At 61.3% G+C, this 17,759-nt stretch carries 16 protein-coding genes and 1 pseudogene; 4 read left to right on the forward strand and 13 right to left on the reverse strand.

The features are described from left to right. Positions 1 to 172: 172 nt before the first annotated feature. Genes CAF76_RS11385 through CAF76_RS11410 form a run of 6 tightly spaced genes read right to left on the reverse strand, consistent with a single transcriptional unit; the run spans position 173 to position 6,895 of the window. Positions 173 to 1,507: a DUF58 domain-containing protein gene (locus CAF76_RS11385; RefSeq protein ID WP_085647285.1), complete on the reverse strand. Its 1,335-nt coding sequence runs from the start codon at positions 1,505 to 1,507 to the stop codon at positions 173 to 175. After that, the gene (locus CAF76_RS11390; RefSeq protein WP_085647286.1) at positions 1,504 to 2,505 is read right to left on the reverse strand and encodes a MoxR family ATPase; all 1,002 of its coding nucleotides are present in this window, start codon (positions 2,503 to 2,505) and stop codon (positions 1,504 to 1,506) included. Before CAF76_RS11390 ends, CAF76_RS11385 begins: the two co-directional genes overlap by 4 nt. After that, positions 2,502 to 3,668: a DUF4350 domain-containing protein gene (locus CAF76_RS11395; protein ID WP_085647287.1), complete on the reverse strand. Its 1,167-nt coding sequence runs from the start codon at positions 3,666 to 3,668 to the stop codon at positions 2,502 to 2,504. Before CAF76_RS11395 ends, CAF76_RS11390 begins: the two co-directional genes overlap by 4 nt. After that, entirely contained in the window at positions 3,665 to 5,209 is a 1,545-nt protein-coding gene (locus CAF76_RS11400) for a DUF4129 domain-containing protein (protein ID WP_085647288.1), read from the reverse strand. Before CAF76_RS11400 ends, CAF76_RS11395 begins: the two co-directional genes overlap by 4 nt. Further along, positions 5,196 to 6,173 carry a stage II sporulation protein M gene (locus tag CAF76_RS11405; protein WP_085647289.1) on the reverse strand — a complete coding sequence of 326 codons (978 nt, stop codon included), beginning with the start codon at positions 6,171 to 6,173 and terminating at the stop codon, positions 5,196 to 5,198. The genes CAF76_RS11400 and CAF76_RS11405 overlap by 14 nt, the downstream gene beginning before the upstream one ends. Next, positions 6,170 to 6,895 carry an RDD family protein gene (locus tag CAF76_RS11410; RefSeq protein ID WP_085647290.1) on the reverse strand — a complete coding sequence of 242 codons (726 nt, stop codon included), beginning with the start codon at positions 6,893 to 6,895 and terminating at the stop codon, positions 6,170 to 6,172. Before CAF76_RS11410 ends, CAF76_RS11405 begins: the two co-directional genes overlap by 4 nt. A 180-nt stretch (positions 6,896 to 7,075) precedes the next feature. Between CAF76_RS11410 and sbcB the strand changes: the two genes are divergently transcribed. Next, on the forward strand, positions 7,076 to 8,506 hold the full coding sequence (gene sbcB, locus CAF76_RS11415; RefSeq protein ID WP_085647291.1) for an exodeoxyribonuclease I: 1,431 nt from the start codon (positions 7,076 to 7,078) through the stop codon (positions 8,504 to 8,506). A gap of 100 nt (positions 8,507 to 8,606) precedes the next feature. Here the strand turns inward: sbcB and mvaT are convergent, their stop codons facing one another. Beyond that, a complete protein-coding gene (gene mvaT / locus CAF76_RS11420) occupies positions 8,607 to 8,984 on the reverse strand; it encodes a histone-like nucleoid-structuring protein MvaT (protein ID WP_007951234.1) in 378 nt (125 codons plus the stop codon). A gap of 339 nt (positions 8,985 to 9,323) precedes the next feature. Here mvaT and purU point away from each other — a divergent pair, with 339 nt between their 5' ends. Beyond that, positions 9,324 to 10,172 (forward strand): formyltetrahydrofolate deformylase, encoded by an 849-nt coding sequence (purU, locus tag CAF76_RS11430; protein ID WP_011335666.1) that lies wholly within the window; start codon positions 9,324 to 9,326, stop codon positions 10,170 to 10,172. Positions 10,173 to 10,230: 58 nt separating this feature from the next. Beyond that, complete coding sequence (locus tag CAF76_RS28735) at positions 10,231 to 10,407, forward strand: hypothetical protein (RefSeq protein ID WP_007951232.1); 177 nt, start codon at positions 10,231 to 10,233, stop codon at positions 10,405 to 10,407. Here the strand turns inward: CAF76_RS28735 and CAF76_RS11435 are convergent. The 5 genes and pseudogenes from CAF76_RS11435 to CAF76_RS29010 all read right to left on the reverse strand — a co-directional run. Continuing rightward, positions 10,391 to 11,389 carry a lysylphosphatidylglycerol synthase transmembrane domain-containing protein gene (locus CAF76_RS11435; RefSeq protein WP_085647292.1) on the reverse strand — a complete coding sequence of 333 codons (999 nt, stop codon included), beginning with the start codon at positions 11,387 to 11,389 and terminating at the stop codon, positions 10,391 to 10,393. The two genes, CAF76_RS28735 and CAF76_RS11435, sit on opposite strands and share 17 nt — an antisense overlap. Beyond that, on the reverse strand, positions 11,386 to 12,162 hold the full coding sequence (locus CAF76_RS11440) for a DUF2334 domain-containing protein (protein ID WP_085647293.1): 777 nt from the start codon (positions 12,160 to 12,162) through the stop codon (positions 11,386 to 11,388). The genes CAF76_RS11435 and CAF76_RS11440 overlap by 4 nt, the downstream gene beginning before the upstream one ends. Beyond that, positions 12,155 to 13,267, reverse strand: a complete 1,113-nt coding sequence (locus CAF76_RS11445; RefSeq protein WP_085647294.1) for a glycosyltransferase family 1 protein — start codon at positions 13,265 to 13,267, stop codon at positions 12,155 to 12,157. The genes CAF76_RS11440 and CAF76_RS11445 overlap by 8 nt, the downstream gene beginning before the upstream one ends. A 300-nt stretch (positions 13,268 to 13,567) precedes the next feature. Beyond that, on the reverse strand, positions 13,568 to 14,332 hold the full coding sequence (locus tag CAF76_RS29005) for a methyl-accepting chemotaxis protein (protein ID WP_371855245.1): 765 nt from the start codon (positions 14,330 to 14,332) through the stop codon (positions 13,568 to 13,570). Positions 14,333 to 14,425: 93 nt separating this feature from the next. After that, positions 14,426 to 15,457, reverse strand: a pseudogene (locus CAF76_RS29010) (cache domain-containing protein); the annotation flags it as partial. 187 nt (positions 15,458 to 15,644) lie between these two features. Here CAF76_RS29010 and CAF76_RS11455 point away from each other — a divergent pair. Then, entirely contained in the window at positions 15,645 to 17,132 is a 1,488-nt protein-coding gene (locus CAF76_RS11455; protein ID WP_085647613.1) for a helicase HerA-like domain-containing protein, read from the forward strand. A gap of 11 nt (positions 17,133 to 17,143) precedes the next feature. Here the strand turns inward: CAF76_RS11455 and CAF76_RS11460 are convergent, their stop codons facing one another. Next, on the reverse strand, positions 17,144 to 17,599 hold the full coding sequence (locus CAF76_RS11460; protein WP_085647296.1) for a DUF721 domain-containing protein: 456 nt from the start codon (positions 17,597 to 17,599) through the stop codon (positions 17,144 to 17,146). Positions 17,600 to 17,759 lie beyond the last annotated feature (160 nt).

Consider the following 17,759-nt stretch of genomic DNA (forward strand, 5'->3'; position numbering starts at 1 on the left):
AAACAAGCATAGCAGTGGCATCTGCGAGTGTTAGTTGGCTAGCGATTTCTACTCGACTGGTGAGATGCATCAGCTTGTGATGCTCCTCGGGTGAACTGAGCCAGCTTATTGTTTAGAGCTTTTGATTTTTCGTAGTTTTAATCTGGCCTTCCCGTGTGAATTTCACAATGTGTTAGCAGAGTGCTCCAGATTTTTTCCAGCTCAGATACCGCGAAATTACGTCTGTACTCAATTCACTTGGGGGGGCATCTATCACTTGCACTCCTTGGGCACTCAATTTTTCATGGAGCACCGATCGGGCGTTCAGGTAATCCACTGTTGCGCAGTATTCAAGCGCTTGCTCAATCGTTTGCACCTGCGAATGCCGTCTATCTTCAAGCGTGCTTTCACGCAGGCTGGCCACGAGTACTTGATGCTGTTGGCTTAATTGTCTGACGGCGTTCAGCAATTCCTCATCATCCTTATCCCGCACATTCGTCACCAACACCACCAGCGCCCGACGCTTCTGCCTCGCCAGCAACTGATTTACCGCCGCCGGATAATCCGCCGAACGCCGCGTGCTATCCAGGTCATAAACACCGTTGAGCAACACCTTGAGCTGCCCCGCACCTTTGACCGGTGCAATGAACCGCGGCTGATCGCTGGCGAAGGTGGACAAGCCCACCGCATCCCCCTGTCGCAAGGCCACATAACTCAACAGCAGACACGCATTCAGTGCATGGTCGAAGTGCGACAGCTCCCCATCCTGACTGCGCATCTGTCGCCCGCAATCGAGCATGAAAATGATCTGTTGATCGCGCTCGTCTTCGTACTCCCGGGCAATCGGTGTGCGGTGGCGGGCGGTGGCTTTCCAGTCGATCTGACGCAGGCTGTCGCCTTCGCGAAATTCCCTGAGCTGATGGAATTCCATTCCCAGGCCACGACGCTGGCGCTGACGCACGCCGAGCTGGCTGAGCCAGTTGTCGACCGCCAGCAACTGGCCGCCGTAGAGGCGGGCGAAGTCGGGGTAGACGCGGGTGTGGTCGGTGATGGTCAGCAGGCGTTTGCCGGACCACAGGCCGAAGGGGCTCGGCAGGTTGAGTTCGCAGGTTTCGAAGGTGTAGTGGCCGCGTTTGAGCGGGCGCAGGCGATAGCCGATCAGGCTGCGCTGGCCGGGTTGCAGCTCGGTGGAGAGCGGCAGGTTTTCGTAGCCGAGGCTGTCGGGTACGTGGTCGAAGATTTGAATGGCCAGTGGCTGGTCGAGCTCGTGTTCGACTTCCAGCCGGATATCGCTCCAGCGACCGAGGGCCAGGCTACCGGGCACCTGTCGTTGCACGCGGGGCGAGGGCAGACGCTTGAGACGCAGCGCGTCCAGCAGGCTCAGCGCAAACAGCGCCAGCAACAAACCCCAGTTGATCGACAACAGGCTCGATGGCACTTCCACATCCAGCGCCTGCAACGCGCCCAGCACAATGCCGATGGCCAGCAGGATCGTCAGCCAGATCAACAGCAGGCGCGAGGGTTTCACAGGCGCGGCGCCGGGATCTGGTCAAGCAGTTGCTGAAGGACTTGATCGACTTGCAGGCCTTCGATGTCCAGCTCTGGCACGAGGCGTACCCGGTGACGCAACACCGCCAGTGCGCAACCCTTGATGTCGTCGGGAATCACGAATTCACCACCGCGCAGCAAGGCCCGGGCGCGGGCGCAACGGACCAGTGCAATGGAGGCGCGTGGCCCGGCGCCTAGGCTCAGCCCCGGCCAGGTGCGGGTGCTGCGCGCCAGACGCACGGCGTAATCGAGCACCTGATCGTCCAGCGGCAAATCGCTGGCGATGCGTTGCAGGGCTTGCACGTCCTTGGCCTGCAACACCGTGCGCAGCGGTTGCACGTCGAGCATGTCGGCACGGGTCGAGCGGCTGACCTGCCGCACCATGTCCAGCTCCTGATCGGCGTCGGGGTAATCCATGCGCACCTTGAGCATGAAGCGATCGAGCTCGGCTTCGGGCAGCGGATAGGTGCCTTCCTGTTCGATCGGGTTCTGCGTGGCGAGCACCATGAATGGCTGGGCAATCGGCAGGGCCCGGCCTTCGAGGGTCACCTGACGTTCCTGCATCGCTTCGAGCAGGGCGGCTTGGGTCTTGGCCGGGGCGCGGTTGATCTCGTCGGCCAGCAGCAGGTTGGTGAACAGCGGGCCCTTGCGCAGTTTGAACTGCTCGGTTTGCAGGTCGTAGACCGCGTGGCCGGTGACGTCGCTGGGCATCAGGTCCGGGGTGAACTGAATGCGCGCGAACTCGCCGCCGAAGCATTTTGCCAGGGCGCGTACCAACAGGGTCTTGCCGAGGCCGGGAACGCCTTCGAGCAGCACGTGGCCGCCGGCGATCAGCGCGGTCAGCACATCGTCGATCACCGGGTTCTGGCCGATCAGCGCTTTCTGCAATTCGCCGCGCACGGCCTGGGCCAACTGGCTGGCGCGTTGGCGTTGCTGGGCCACATGGCTGGGCGAGCCGGGTTCGATGTGTTCGGTCATAGCGTGTTCCTCAAGGCTTGCAGGTGGGCGACCTGACGGCAGAATTCGGCGCTGGACAGGCGCCGCTTCGGTGCCGGGCTCAGGGCCTGGCTGATGGCACGGGTCGGTTGGCGGGTCAGGCGCGACAGCACCAGCCATTGTTCGGCGACATTCAGTTGGTCGAAACCGGGATGTCGATGACGGGCGCGGCGCAGAACGTCCTGCTGCAACGCTTGCAGCAAGGTCTGCTGGCCGTTGTGACGCAGGATGAAATCGGCACTGGCGCGCAGGTGTTCCATTAACTGTCGACGACCACTCGGAGACGGCGCCTGCACCGGGCCGTGACGCACGCCGACATGCCACAGCCACAGACCGATCAAGGCAATCAGGGCCACGATGGCTTGCGGAAAATACCGCCAGAGCAGGGCCGGCAGACTGTCGTGCTCGGTGTTGAACAGCAGGGTCACAGCGGTATCGGCGCTCAAATACCAGAGCAGCCAGGCATTGTCGTGTTGCGCAATGGCCGGGGTTTTCCACAGATCGGCATCGGTGACCACGGTGATCGTGCCGAGGCCGAAAGCCAGTTGCATCATATGCGTGGCTTTCGCGCTGTTGGCCCAGGCCTGGGCGAGGTTTTTTGGGTCCTCGAGATGGAAGGCGGTGTCGAATCCGGCGTAGGCGGGTGCGTCCTCGTCTTCCAGATAGAGTTTGGTCAGATTCGGGAAGGCGTCTTCGGCGTTATCCGGCGGCGGATCCTTGAGATCCTTGCTGAAGAGTTGATGCAGTTGCACGCGGTCGAGCAGCAGGTCGTTGCTCTGGCCGGTCTTTTCATCCCAGATCGACTCGGCGACGAACACCAGCCTTCCGCCGGCCCGGGCCCAGTTCAGAACCTGATCGACCTGGCGTGGAGTCATTTTCGAGCGGTCGTTGAACATCAGCAGTGTGTGTTGGCGCGGATCGATGTCAGGCAACACGGCGAGGCTTTCGGCATGACTGACGTCTATCCCGCGTTCGCGCAGAAACATCTCCGCTGCCAGATAAGGATTGGCTTGCGCAGCGGGGGACGGGCCGTGATCGACCTCGGCCTGGTACGGCGTGGCCTTGAGGTACAGATAAATGCCCAGCGCACCGAGCAGGGCGACGATCAACGCGCCGCCCAAAAGCCAGAGTGCGCGCCGGTTCAACGGGCAACTCCGTGGCCGAACAGGGACCGCCAGCCATCACACAATTCCTGTTGCAGATGCGCCGCCGGCACGCGGTGCCCGTAGGCCATGTTCTGCCAGTGACCGGTGAGGTGACGGCTATAAGTGAGCAGATCCGGGCGCTGCAACTGTTCGATCCGGGCCAGCACTTCGTTTTCGGTGTCGGCGGGTTTCAAGGTCAGGTTGAAGTCGTGCAATAGATGACTGAGCAATGCCCGGTACAGCAGACCCAGTGCCGCGCGCGGCTCGGTTTGCCAGAGCTGTTCCGCGTGGCTGGCGATGTCATCTGGCAGGCTTTCCTTTTGCAGGTCCAGACCGAAGGCCTGTTGCGGCAAGGGTCTTTTGTTCGGTTCGAGTAAGCGCGGACGATGGCCGACGAACGTTTGCAGAAGATCTCGATAACGCCAGAGCAGCCAACCGAGTCCGGCGATCACCGCGCCCCACAGCACGACTTCGATCGCCTTGGCCAGGCCGTCGAGGTGTCGGCCGTCCAGCCAGCCAAGCAGGGTTTTCAACCATTGCGGTGCCTCGCCTTCCCTGGTTTTTTCGGCAGCAGCGGGATCTTCGCCGAAGCGATAACGGGTGACGGTTTCCTTGTTCTTGAACGGCGGTTGTTCGAGCAAAGCCTTGATGCTGTCGCGTGATGCCTCGCTGGTCAGTGGCTGGTTCAACAGACGCGGTGCATCCGGAGCTGTGGCAGGCTCGGCAGCCCAGGCTGAGGGCAACCCCGGCAACAGCAGACACACCGCCAGCAGCAAGCCGATTGCGCTGCTGTTCAAACGCTGGCGCAAGCGGCGGAACACCAGTTCGATGTCCCAGGCTTCGAGGACGGTGCGGCGGTTCAGATACAGGCTGAACCCGCAGGCGACATACACCGGTCCCCAGATCACCAGGATCAGCGCATAGAACGCATTGGTCAGATGCTCCAGCCAGCGCCATTCGTAGTCGGCGGCGAAGATCAGGCTTTGCCAGTCCCAATCGGTTTCGACCTGTTGCGGCAGCAGCAGGTAGAACAACACCATCAGGCCGATCCACAGCGCCGTTTCCAGATGCACGCCGATGATCGTCAGCCATTGCGCGGCGCCGGCATTGCGTTGCAGCAGCACCTGTAAACGCTGCTGCCGAGCGGTGCCGTCGAGGCCTTCGAGTTGCAGCACGGGCAGCAGGAAGCTGCGGCTCAGGCTGAAGCGACGCCAGGTCAGGCTGGCGAGCAGTTGCGGCTTGAGCAGGCGAGGCCATTGGCGCAAGGCCTGTTTCAAGGTGGGTGTTTCGCCGAACAGTGCCTTGGACAGGATGTACAGCGGCAAACGCTCGTACGCCGGTTTCAGCCACCAGAAGATGAACACGGCGAGTGACGGTGAATCCCACAACAACAGGCTGAGTATTGCGAACAGCGGCAGGGTGACGATCGCCCAACTGGTCATCAGCAGGCGCCGATGTTGCTGGCTCATGAGCACGCCCAGGTCCATGGCTTCCCAGGTGGTGCGCGGACGGATAGCCACGGTTGCGTCACTCAGGCGCATGGCGGGTCCTTCCGGCGAACAGCAGATAGATCGCCACGCCGAGCCAGAGCCCGGTGCCGACCAGGTATTTGGTCTGCGGCGAAACCCCGGTGCGCGACGACCAGTAGGCTTCGATAAACGCCGCGATCAACAGAAACAGCATCACGCCGCAGATCAGCCGGATGCTCTGGCGCGCCGCAATCTGCAGGGCTTCGATTCGTGTCAGGCGTCCCGGCGCGATCAACGCCCAACCCAGTTTCAGTCCTGCCGCACCGGCCAAGGCGATGGCGCTGAGTTCGAACGCACCGTGTCCGATCACGAACGACCAGAAGGTCTGGCCGAAGCCAATCTCGCTCAAGTGTCCGGCCACCGCGCCGATGATCAACCCGTTGTAGAACAGGAAAAACGCACTGCCCACTCCCAGCAGCAAACCGCTGGCGAAGGTCTGAAAGGCGATGCCGATGTTGTGCATGATGTAGTAGCCGAACATCACCCAGTCTTCGCTCGCCGCGCGTTCGGCCGAACGCCCGAGATGGCCGGCGGCGGGGTCGTACATGCTCTGCATCTCGCGCACCTGATCGGCGGGGATCAGGTTGTAGACCAGCTCCGGAAACAGGAACACCAGCAAACCGAAACCGGCCAGGCTGCCGAAGAACAGCACGGCGGCGGCGAGTACGAAGCGCCATTCGGCGCGCACCAATTGTGGAAAACCGGCCAGGATGAAACCCAGCACGTTAGCGCCGAGCTGGCTGCGATGACGGTAAAGTTGTTGATGACCGCGCAGCACCAACTGTTGCAAGGAGTCGACCAGAAAACTGCTGTAGCCACGGTCCTGCGCCAGGGCCAGATGCTGGCAGAGTCGCCGATAAGCCTTGGGAAATTCCGCCACCTGCGAAGTGTCCTTGCCCCGTTCCAGACGTTCGAGGGCGAGGCTGAAACGCTCCCATTCGGCCTTGTGGCGGGATTCGAAAAGGCTTTGCTTCATGTCGGACCCAACAGGCCGCGAGCAATGCCGTTGAGTTCGCCAACGGCTTTCGGCGCGCTGATGTGCAACGGCTGAGCGAGTAATGCAGCCAGTTCATTGACCCGCGCCGTCGACAGTTCACCCTGGCGTTCGGCGAAGGCGAGCAAGGCGCGTTGTTCAGTCAGGGTCAGCGGGATCGGCGAACGACGGGGTTCGGCATCGGGCAAGTGCGGACGCTTGAGAGGACGTTCGCTGTAGATCACCAGCGTGCCGGCCGCGATGTCGCCGAGGCGTTTGAAGGTCGGGTGTTGCAGGCAACTGATCGCACCGAGGAAATAGCCGAACGGCATCAGGTCGACAAAACGCAGCAGGTTGCGCAGCAGGGAAGCCGACCAGCCGACCGGCGTGCCATCGTCGTGCACCACTCGCAAGCCCATCCATTGCTTGCCCGGCGAACGGCCCTGACGCAGCACTTCGAACAGCACCATGTACCACCAGCTCACCACGAACAGCAGCAGTGAGCCCAGACCTATGCCGAGTTTGCCAAGCAGCGCCAGCACCATGAGCAGCAGGCCGAGGATCAGCCCGCGCAACCCCAGATCAATGGTAAACGCCACGGCACGCACCATCAGGCCGGCGGGGCGCAGCGGCAGGTCGATGCCTTCCGGCGTTTCGACCTGGTGCCGCGTGTCCAGTGGCGGGGCCAGCGGTGCTTTCCTTGGCGGTGCTGTGGTCTCGAGCATGGGCTACCTGATGTTGCCGGATCGGGATGCAAGTGCGTCCGATGCTAGCAGCCTCTCGGGGGGAAACGACATAACTATGTCATACACATCCTTCAACCAAAGGTGACTGAATGATGCGGTGCTGGCCGCGACGGCGGTCGAACGCCTAGACTTTGCCGATCTTCAGTTCAGGAACCGCCCGTGACTTCCATCTTCTGGTACGACTACGAAACCACCGGCATCAATCCCCGATGCGACCGCCCGTTGCAGGTGGCCGGGATCCGCACCGACCATGAACTCAACGAAATCGATGCGCCGGTCAATCTCTACTGCCAGCCCAGCGAAGACATCCTGCCGCACCCGGCGGCGTGCGCGATCACTGGCATCACCCCGAGTCGTCTCGCCGAGCAAGGCTTGAGCGAAGCCGACTTCATGACCCGGGTCCACGCCCAGCTCGCGGCTCCCGGCACTTGCGGCGCGGGGTACAACACCCTGCGCTTCGACGACGAAATGACCCGCTACAGCCTGTACCGCAACTTTTTCGATCCCTACGCCCGTGAATGGCAGGGCGGTAACAGTCGCTGGGACTTGATCGATGTGGTGCGCGCCGCCTACGCATTGCGCCCCGATGGCCTGGTCTGGCCGACCGATGATGAAGGTCGGGTGACGCTCAAGCTCGAACGCCTGACCGCCGCCAATGGCATCGATCACGGCAATGCTCACGAAGCCTTGTCGGATGTTCGCGCCACGATTGCCCTGGCCCGGTTGATCCGCGAGAAGCAGCCGAGGCTGTATGACTGGCTGTTCCAGTTGCGCAGCAAACAGAAGGTCATGGACCAGATTCGTCTGTTGCAGCCGATAGTGCACATTTCCGGCCGCTTCTCGGCCGCGCGCAGTTATATCGGCGTGGTGCTGCCGCTGGCCTGGCACCCACGCAACAAGAACGCGTTGATCGTTTGTGATCTGCACCTGGATCCGCAGGGGCTGCTCGACCTGGATGCCGAAACTTTGCGTCAGCGCCTGTATACCCGGCGTGACGACCTGGCCGAAGGCGAGTTGCCGGTGCCGCTCAAACTCATTCACATCAACAAGTGCCCGGTGGTGGCGCCGTTGGCGGTGCTGCGTGCTGAAGATCAACAGCGTCTGGGTCTGGACATGGCGTTGTATCAGGCACGTGCCTTGCGACTAAGTGACGCACAACAAGTTTGGAAAGATAAAGTCTCGGCGATTTATGCCAGCGAAGATTTCACCTCGAGTGAAGATCCCGAACAACAGTTGTACAACGGATTTATCGGTGATCGCGATCGTCGTTTATGTGAGCAAGTGAGGGCGACCGATCCTGCTCAATTGGCGCGAGAGCAATGGCCGTTCGATGACGAACGTTTGCCTGAATTGTTGTTTCGATATCGAGCACGTAACTTTCCCGATACGTTGAATTTCGAAGAGCAAGAGCGCTGGGAAATCTTTTGTCGGCAACGCCTGTCCGAGCCGGAGTGGGGGGCGCCTAATACCTTGCAATCTTTTGCCGAGGCCATGGAGCAATGGCGGGTTAGTGCTGCGCCGATGCAGGCCGAGGTGCTGGTTGAATGGCAGAACTATGTCCAGGCATTGCGCAAACGTTTGAATCTTTGAAATCGAACATGTCCGGCGCTTGAATGTCGGGCATAAAAAAACGCCAGCGTTCGCTGGCGTTTTTTGTATCACAGAAGCGCTCTGCGACAAGGGTTGCGGCTTAGCCCAGCAGGGTAGCCCAGCCTTCAACCACGTCACCGCCCCACTTGGCTTTCCACTCTTTCAGAGTTTTGTGGTTGCCACCTTTGGTTTCGATGACTTCGCCGTTGTGCGGGTTCTTGTATTGCTTAACTTTGCGAGCACGCTTGGTGCCGGTAGTTTTGGCTGCGCCGCCACGTGGAGCCTTGGTTTTGGACTCTGGATCCAGCAGCGCGATGATGTCGCGCAGGGATTTGGAATATTCGCCCATCAGTGTGCGCAGTTTGCCTTCGAATTCCAGCTCGGCTTGCAGTTTGTCGTCTTGCGACAGGTTCTTCAAACGGGCTTGCAGCTCTTTGATAGCTTCTTCGGTGGCACGATATTCGTTGATCAAGGACATGATTACTACCTTATGTGGGAGTGCGCGATGGCAGGGGACAGTGCGGCAATAATAGTCAGGCTGTTTCATCAAGTAAACATTTAACCGGGGTTTTTATTTGAATTAGTTACGTTGAAAAGCCCTGAATTGAATGTTCAGTTAAATATTGTGATGGAGTCTTCACAGATATTCACACAGCTCTGTTCAAGCATGGCTATTGCAACGCCATCATTCTGGCGTTTACGCGCGTCAAAAAAGCTGCGACGGGCTGCGGTGAGGCTCCTTGGGTCATCAATACTGCAGTTTTCCCGCGCAGTCGCTAGAATGGCGGCCTTTGCGAAGTTCTGGAGTTTCCCCCTCATGCGCACTTTTCGGTTGGTGATTTCTTGCCCGGACCGCGTTGGCATCGTTGCCAAAGTCAGTAACTTTCTGGCGGCCCACAATGGCTGGATCACTGAAGCGAGCCACCACTCGGATAACCAGGTCGGCTGGTTCTTCATGCGTCACGAAATCCGTGCCGATTCCCTGCCTTTCGGTATCGAGGTGTTGCGCGAGAAGTTTGCACCGATCGCCGAAGAGTTCTCGATGGATTGGCGCATCACCGACACCGAGCAGAAAAAACGCGTGGTGCTGATGGCCAGCCGCGAATCCCACTGCCTGGCTGATCTGCTGCACCGCTGGCACAGCGACGAGCTGGATTGCGAGATCTCCTGCGTGATTTCCAACCACGACGACCTGCGCAGCATGGTCGAGTGGCATGGCATTCCTTATTACCACGTGCCGGTCAATCCGCAGGACAAGCAACCGGCCTTCGATGAAGTGTCGCGTCTGGTCAAGCAGCACGACGCCGAAGTGGTGGTGCTGGCGCGCTACATGCAGATCCTGCCGCCGGACATGTGCCGCGAATACGCGCACAAGGTCATCAACATTCACCACAGCTTCCTGCCGTCGTTCGTCGGTGCCAAGCCGTACCATCAGGCTTCGATGCGCGGCGTGAAGCTGATCGGTGCGACCTGCCACTACGTGACCGAAGAGCTGGATGCCGGCCCGATCATCGAGCAGGACGTGGTGCGTGTCAGCCACAGCGACAGTATCGAAGACATGGTGCGTTTCGGCCGTGACGTCGAGAAGATGGTGCTGGCCCGTGGCCTGCGTTATCACCTGGAAGACCGCGTGCTGGTGCACGGCAACAAGACCGTGGTGTTCTGATTCAGGTTCGCTCCCACGCAGAGCGTGGGAGCGATCCATGGACCGTGAGGAATGACCGATGAGCGATCCACTGGACAAAGCCACTTCCAAGGCACCCGCCACCCTGGGCGAAGGCTGCCTGAGTCGTTATGACCCGGATGACCTGAGCCCGGAGGACGGCACGGAGTTTCCCGGTGCTGCCGAACTGTGGGAACAGCTCAAGGACGAAGAGGATGACCTCAAGAAGCCTGTCTGACGCTCAGCAGCTTTTTCAGCAACGGCCGGCCCAGCATCAATAGAAACACCGGGCCACCCACCAGCAGATAGAAGTAATACGTCACCACCCGCCAGATCAGGATCGCCGCCGCCGCGGTGGACTTGCCTACCATCGGCGCCAGCAGCGCCGCCGAGGTCAATTCCGCTGCACCGGCACCGCCCGGCAACAGGCTGAATTGCCCCGCTCCCAGCGAAAGCATCTGGATCAGAAAGGTCCAGGCCCACTGCACATCCGTCCCCAGCCCGCGCAACGCCAGATACAGCACGCTGTATCGCAGCGACCAATGCACGCAGGTCAGGACGAACACCTTGATCAATGTCGCCCAGGGCAACTTCAGCGCATCGGTGAAAGCTGCCAGAAAGTGCAGTAACTGCCGCGCCCAGCGCCGTCGAGTTCGCGGTTCGATGTTCATCCCGGCCAGCAGTCGTCCGCTCAGGCGGATCAAACGGCGGTGATAGCGCGCAACCAATATGCAGCTCAGCAAGCCCCCGGACAATGACACGGCGCTGACAATCAGCAGCCATTCCATACGATCACTCAGATGCTGGAACAGCGCGTAGATCAGAATTCCGCTCAGGGCGCAGAGAAAAAACAGCAGATCGCTCAACTGATCCATCGCAAACACGGCGCTGCCCCGGGCCGGACGCACGCCGCTGCGGGCCAGCAACGCCATGATCGTCAACGGCCCGCCGCTGCCGCCGGGCGTGGCGCACCAGGCAAATTCGGCGGCCATCACCACCCCGAGGCTTTTGATGGGTGTGACCCGGTCACGCTGATCGCCGAGCAGCAGCCGCAGGCGCAGGGTGTTGATGCCCCAGCACAGCAGCACCATGGCGAACATGATCAACAGCCAATTCAGCGGGAAAGCCTGCAGGCGCTCCCAGGTCTCGCCGCCGCCGAGCAGGACAGGAACCGCCACGGCCACCAGCAGGCCGATCAGCAGCAGAATGCCGCGACTCAAGCGGCACGCTCGGCTTGAGTGCGCTGGCGTGTCAGCCAGTCGATTTTGGTCATGGGTACGCGTCCGCCCGCCAGCAGTCGTTCAAGGGTGCGCCACCAGTAAGCCCGGGAAAAGCGGTGACGCATGTCCACCGGGTGCAATCCTAGACGAATCACCGGCGCCTGACGCCAGCGCTGCTCACGCTGTTCGCTGACGATCTTCGACACCCCGCGACGCCAGGCACTGCGCGCGCTCCACACCAGTCCGGGGGCCTCGACCGCCGCGAAATCCGGCAAGTGATAAAGATGCTGCGGATCGCTGGTGTAGCGCAGCGGCAATTCGCGCAGTGCTTCGCGCGTGCCGGCGCTCATCAACCAGGCCGGAGCCACGAAACCGTGGAGTGGCCAGCCGTGGCGTCGAAACAGATCGATGCCCGGGCGCAGGCGGGCGAGGGCGGCTTCACGGGACAACTGATAGAACTCGCCTTCATGGGTGTAGACCCGGCGCATGAACCAGTCGCGAGCAGTACGCGGGCCGGGCTCGGTGTCCTCATGAAAGTGGCCGTGCAGCGCCAGTTCATCGCCGCGGGCGACACGCTCGTCGAGCATGCGACAGAACTCCGGGTGGGCCTCAAGGGCATCGTGGCGATGGAAGTCCGGGACCACCAGCCACGTCATCGGGACGTTGTCCAACCGGTCAACGGCTTTGACGAACCCTCGATAATCGGCCCACGTGGAGGGTGCCACGTCATGCAGCACCAGCATTACCGCCGGGCGCTCGTGAGATTCAGCCATTGGCCACCCGAGGAACCGAATCGCCGAGAACCGCGTGGTAATGGCTCAGCAGGCTGTCGACCACCGTGTCCCAGGCGTAATGCCGTTCGACATGTTGGCGTGCCTGTCGACCGATTACGTCAGTCCCGCGACTGAACAGTTCGCGCACGGCATTGGCCATGGCTTGCGCATTGTTCGGCGCGCAGAGCAGGCCGCAGGATTCGCTGACGATTTCTTCGAACGCCCCGGCCGCCACCGCCACCACCGGAATGCCACAAGCCATGGCCTCCAGGATCACCAGGCCGAAGGTTTCCTGATCGCCGGCATGGATCAGCGCGTCGGCACTGGCCATCAACCGCGCGACCTGTACGGCAGGGCAGAACCGGTCGATCACGCTGACGTTGTCCGGGACGGACGCCGGCATCGACGAGCCGACCAGCAGCAGGTGATAACGCGGCCCCAGGCGTTTCATGCAATCGAGCAGCACCGGCAGGTTTTTCTCCTTGGAACCGCGACCGGCAAAGATCAGCAGGCGTGTGTCCTCGGCGATCCCCAGTTCGGCACGTAACCCGCCGTCGCGGGCATCCGGATGGAAGGTCTGAAGGTCAACGCCCAGTGGCTGCACATATACGTTGCGTACCCCAAGCCTGCTGAGCTTGTCGGCCATGACCTGGCTGGGTGCCAGCACCCGGTCGAAATTGCCGTACAACTTGCGCACATACGCATCGACATTTGGCGTGACCCAATGGCCCATGCGGTTGCCCACCAGCAGCGGCAGGTCCGAGTGGTAGAAACCGATCACCGGCACATCCAGTTGTCGCCGTGCATCGAGCGCGGCCCAGGCGGTGAGGTACGGGTCGCCGACTTCGATCAGATCGGGTTGCAGATCCTGCAGGACGTTTCGCCAAGGGGCCAGGCGCAGGGGAAAACGATAGCCCTTGCCGAAGGGCAGGGCAGGGGCGGGAACCGTATAAACGCCGTCAGACTCACCAAAATCCGCCCCGGGGATCAGCAGGCTGTGGCGGATGCCGGGCTTGCCCCCCAGCCGACGGTGCTTGGCATCCAGATAGGTGCGCACGCCGCCGCTGGCCGGGGCGTAGAACATGGTGATGTCAGCGATATGCACGGTGAACGTCCCTCCGCAGTGATCTCCCTTGGTTGACCTTTATCAAGAATAGATGTTCGGTCGGGGTTTCGCGGTGGGGGGCGGCAGGGGGATTTGTGCTGGGGTTGAGGGCGTCAGGCCCTCACCCTAACCCTCTCCCAGGGGGAGAGGGGACTGACCGAGGTGTTTGGTCGTGATACATCGACCTGAAAGTTTCGCGCCGAGCTCAGGACCTGAAAACCCTGAAGATCTGCTCCCTTTCCCCCTCGCCCCCTTGGGGGAGAGGGTTGGGGGTGAGGGGGTAGGCTTTTGATCTTGATCTTAGATCCGGAAACTACCCACCAACTGCTTCAGTCTCGAAGCCTGCTGCTCCAGATCCGAGCAGGCACGCAACGTCGCCTGCAAGTTCTCGACACCTTCCTGGTTCAGCGTATTGATCTCGGTAATATCCACGTTGATCGACTCGACCACGGCAGTCTGTTCCTCGGTCGCGGTCGCCACCGACTGGTTCATCCCGTCGATTTCACCAATGCGCTGGGTCACGCTGTTCAGGCGCTCGCCGGCGAGGTTGGCGATGTCCACGCTGTCCTGGCTGTGTCGCTGGCTGTCGCTCATGGTGCTGACGGATTCGCGGGCGCCGACTTGCAGCTCCTCGATCATGGTCTGTACCTGTTGCGCCGATTCCTGGGTGCGGTGGGCGAGGTTGCGCACCTCGTCCGCCACCACCGCAAATCCGCGACCGGCTTCCCCGGCACGCGCTGCTTCAATGGCCGCGTTGAGCGCCAGCAGGTTGGTCTGCTGGGAAATGCTGGTGATCACTTCCAGGATCTGGCCGATGTTCACGGTCTTGCTGTTCAGCGATTCGATATTGCTGCTGGATGCGCTGAGCATGCTCGACAGTTGGTTCATTGCCTTGATGCTGCGCTCCACCACTTGCTGGCCGTCTTCAGCCAGGCCACGGGCGTCGCTGGCCTGGGTCGAGGCTTGTGCGGCGTTGCGGGCGATTTCCTGGGCGGCGGCGCCGAGCTGGTTGATCGCCGCCGCTACGCTGTTGGTGCGCGAGGCTTGCTGGTCGGAGTTGTACATCGAAGAGTTCGAGGCCGCGACTACCCGCAGGGCGACTTCGTTGACCTGGCCGGTGGCCGACGACACTTCGCGGATCGAACCGTGGATACGCTCGACGAAACGGTTGAACGCGGTACCGAGCACGCCGAATTCGTCCTGGTTCTGGATGGTCAGGCGCTTGGTCAGGTCGCCTTCGCCGTCGGCGATGTCTTCCATGGCGCGGGTCATCACGTGCAGCGGCTGGATCAGAATGCGGATCAGCATGCCGAGCAGGGCGATGATGATCGCCACCGCAATCACGGTGGCGATCACCGCCGAGGTGCGGAATTCGCTGAGCATCGAGAAGGCTTTGTCTTTGTCCACCGACAGGCCGATGTACCAGTTCACCGTCGGCAGGCCTTTGATCGGGGTGAAGTTGACGATGCGGGTCTTGCCGTCGACGGTGACTTCAGTGAAGTCGCTGGTGATGCGCGGCGTGTCCTGCGGATAGGCATCCTTCAGTGATTTCATCACCAGGGCCTTGTCCGGGTGCACCAGGATCTTGCCGTCGGCGCTGACCAGGAACGCGTAGCCCATGCCGGAGAAGTCCCGGGCGCTGAGGGTGTTGATCAGGGTTTGCAGGCTCAGATCGCCGCCCACCACGCCCACGCTCTGGCCCGCCTTTTTCGCGGCGGTGGCGATGGAAATAATGGTCTGGCCGGTGGCGGCGTCGATGTACGGTTCGGTCAGGGTCGAGGTGCTGCTGCTTTCCGCACCTTTATACCAAGGGCGAACGCGCGGATCGAAACCGTCCGGCATCTTCGCATCCGGGCGGATGGTGAAGTGCCCGGTGGCATCGCCCAGGTAGGACGCCATGAAAGTCGAAGTCAGGGCTTTCTGTTCCAGCAGGCTGGCGACGGCAGCAGGCTCGGGATTGATGGCGATGTTCTGTGCCGCGTTCTCGATCAGGAGGATGCGCCCGCTGAGCCAGGTCTGAATGTTGTCGGCTGTGACCTCGCCCATCTCGTTGAGGTAATTGTCCAGGTCCTCGCGGATCGCATTGCGTTGCAACCAGTCGTTGTACAGCGTGAACGAGGCGAAGGCGGCAATGACGATGAGGGCGGCGGCAAGCAAAATTTTATGGCTGAAACGCAGATTTTTGTTCATGGCTTGGGGTTCCGCTAAGGTCTTATTATTCAGGGCGTGCTTCTATAGATGCTCGCTAGGTGGGCTTGATGAGTACAAGCAGGTATTTCCGCTTCTCCTTAGGGAAATCTCCGATGCGGATGTCAGTCGCATCTGTCACCTTTAGCTATCGGCCATGCTCGACAAAGATTAACCATTGGGTGACCAAATGCCTGACTCCTTGCAACTCGTAATCGGCGCCGACCTCGCCGGGCAACCGATCGCCCAGGCCATGCGCCTGGCCAATCGTCACGGACTGGTAGCCGGCGCAACCGGTACCGGCAAGACCGTCACTTTGCAGCGTCTGGCCGAGGCGTTCAGCGACGCCGGCGTCGCGGTGTTCGCCGCCGACGTCAAGGGCGACCTGTGCGGCCTCGGTGCTGCCGGCAATCCCCAGGGCAAGATTGCCGAGCGCATCGCCGGCATGCCGTGGCTCAATCACAAGCCTCAGGCGTATCCCGTGACCTTGTGGGACATTCACGGTCAGTCCGGTCATCCGTTGCGCACCACGCTGAGCGAAATGGGCCCGCTGCTGATCGGCGCCCTGCTGGAGCTGACCGACAGCCAGCAGTCGGCACTGTATGCAGCGTTCAAGGTGGCGGATCGCGAAGGCCTGTTGCTGCTGGATCTCAAAGACCTGAAAGCGCTGCTCAATCACCTCAAGGACAATCCGCAGCTGCTGGGCGAAGACGCGGCGCTGTTCACCACCGGTTCCAGCCAGGCGCTGTTGCGGCGTCTGGCCACGCTGGAGCAGCAGGGCGCCGAGGCGTTGTTCGGCGAGCCGGCGCTGCAACTGGAGGACATTCTGCAGCCGACCGCTGACGGTCGCGGGCGCATCCATTTGCTCGACGCCAGTCGTCTGGTGCATGAAGCGCCGAAGGTCTACGCGACCTTCCTGCTGTGGCTGCTGGCCGAGCTGTTCGAGCAATTACCGGAACGCGGCGATGCCGATAAACCGTTGCTGGCGCTGTTCTTCGATGAGGCGCATTTGTTGTTTGGCGATACGCCGAAGGCGTTGCAGGAGCGGCTGGAGCAAGTGGTGCGGCTGATCCGTTCCAAAGGTGTGGGCGTGTATTTCGTCACCCAGTCGCCGGGCGATCTGCCGGACGATGTGCTGGCGCAACTGGGGCTGCGGATCCAGCATGGCCTGCGCGCGTTCACCGCCAAGGAACAGAAATCCCTGCGGGCGGTAGCGGATGGCTTCCGGCCGAATCCGGCGTTCGACACGTTGTCGGTGCTCACCGAGCTCGGGATTGGCGAGGCTTTGGTCGGCACGCTGCAAGAGAAGGGCACGCCGGAAATGGTGCAGCGGGTGCTGGTGGCACCGCCGCAATCGCGGATCGGGCCGTTGACCGAGACCGAACGCACGATGCTGATCGCCGGTTCGCCGTTCAAGGGGCGTTATGACAAGCCGATCGATCGCGAGTCGGCCTATGAAATTCTGATGGGCCGCAAGGGGCTGGGACCGGAGGCGGAAGCGGCGCCGGGCAAACCGGCGATTGAGGAGCCGAGCCTGGCGGACAAGGCTGGGGAGTTCCTTGGTACGGCCGCGGGGCAGGCGCTCAAGTCTGCGATGCGCCAGGCAGCGAATTCGCTGGGTAAACAGTTGGTGCGCGGTCTGATGGGGTCATTGCTCGGGGGCAGCAAACGCCGCTGATCAACCAAGGCTCAGGGTTTAGGTTTGGCGTGGGCGGCCAGTCGTTCCAGTGCCGCTCGCAGATTCGGATCGCTGATCCCGTCGGCGGTGGCCTGGATGGTCGCCGCCGCATCCGTTGACAGGTCGATCGTCGGCCCGCTCGCTTCGCGTTGGATGGTCGGTGGCCGCACGGCGAATTTTATCCGTGTCAGATTGGCGAACTCGTCGAACATCTGCAGTTGCCGTTGCAGGCGCTTCTGTTGATAGCGCAGGCGCGTGGCCCAATGGCCGTCGGTGACGATCAGCAACAGTTCGCCTTCGCGCCACTTGGCTACGTGGCAGTGTTCACGGGCGGCAGGTTGCAGCTGGCTTTCGAGCAGACGTTGCAGATGGGCCAGGCGCTGGGCATGACCGAGGATGGCTTTCAGCGGTCTGGCTTCGCGTAGCAGAACGGCGGGCGCTCTGGCTGTGAGAGGGCGAAATGCCATGATCTAGGACCTGAAGTGACAGAGGCGCCATGGTAGCAGATGGCACCCATTTCACTCGCCCATTGCTTTTGTCCCTGCTTTGCCCATTAAATCAACGACTAACTTCTTCGCTGTACGGCTTGAAGTTGAGCAAAACGCCCCTATTTTAAGTGAGCCCCGT

The sequence above is a fragment of the Pseudomonas sp. B40(2017) genome (genome assembly GCF_002112855.1).
Classification (GTDB): Bacteria; Pseudomonadota; Gammaproteobacteria; order Pseudomonadales; family Pseudomonadaceae; genus Aquipseudomonas; species Aquipseudomonas pharyngis.

Bases quoted from the DNA above. Each gene is read 5' to 3' on its own strand.
- CAF76_RS11460 (WP_085647296.1), bottom strand. From the start codon at position 17,599: ATGGCATTTCGCCCTCTCACAGCCAGAGCGCCCGCCGTTCTGCTACGC.
- CAF76_RS11405 (WP_085647289.1), bottom strand. From the start codon at position 6,173: ATGAAGCAAAGCCTTTTCGAATCCCGCCACAAGGCCGAATGGGAGCGT.
- CAF76_RS11400 (WP_085647288.1), bottom strand. From the start codon at position 5,209: ATGCGCCTGAGTGACGCAACCGTGGCTATCCGTCCGCGCACCACCTGG.
- CAF76_RS11440 (WP_085647293.1), bottom strand. From the start codon at position 12,162: ATGGCTGAATCTCACGAGCGCCCGGCGGTAATGCTGGTGCTGCATGAC.
- CAF76_RS11455 (WP_085647613.1), top strand. From the start codon at position 15,645: ATGCCTGACTCCTTGCAACTCGTAATCGGCGCCGACCTCGCCGGGCAA.
- CAF76_RS11410 (WP_085647290.1), bottom strand. From the start codon at position 6,895: ATGCTCGAGACCACAGCACCGCCAAGGAAAGCACCGCTGGCCCCGCCA.
- CAF76_RS29005 (WP_371855245.1), bottom strand. From the start codon at position 14,332: ATGTACAACTCCGACCAGCAAGCCTCGCGCACCAACAGCGTAGCGGCG.
- CAF76_RS28735 (WP_007951232.1), top strand. From the start codon at position 10,231: ATGAGCGATCCACTGGACAAAGCCACTTCCAAGGCACCCGCCACCCTG.
- purU (WP_011335666.1), top strand. From the start codon at position 9,324: ATGCGCACTTTTCGGTTGGTGATTTCTTGCCCGGACCGCGTTGGCATC.
- CAF76_RS11390 (WP_085647286.1), bottom strand. From the start codon at position 2,505: ATGACCGAACACATCGAACCCGGCTCGCCCAGCCATGTGGCCCAGCAA.
- mvaT (WP_007951234.1), bottom strand. From the start codon at position 8,984: ATGTCCTTGATCAACGAATATCGTGCCACCGAAGAAGCTATCAAAGAG.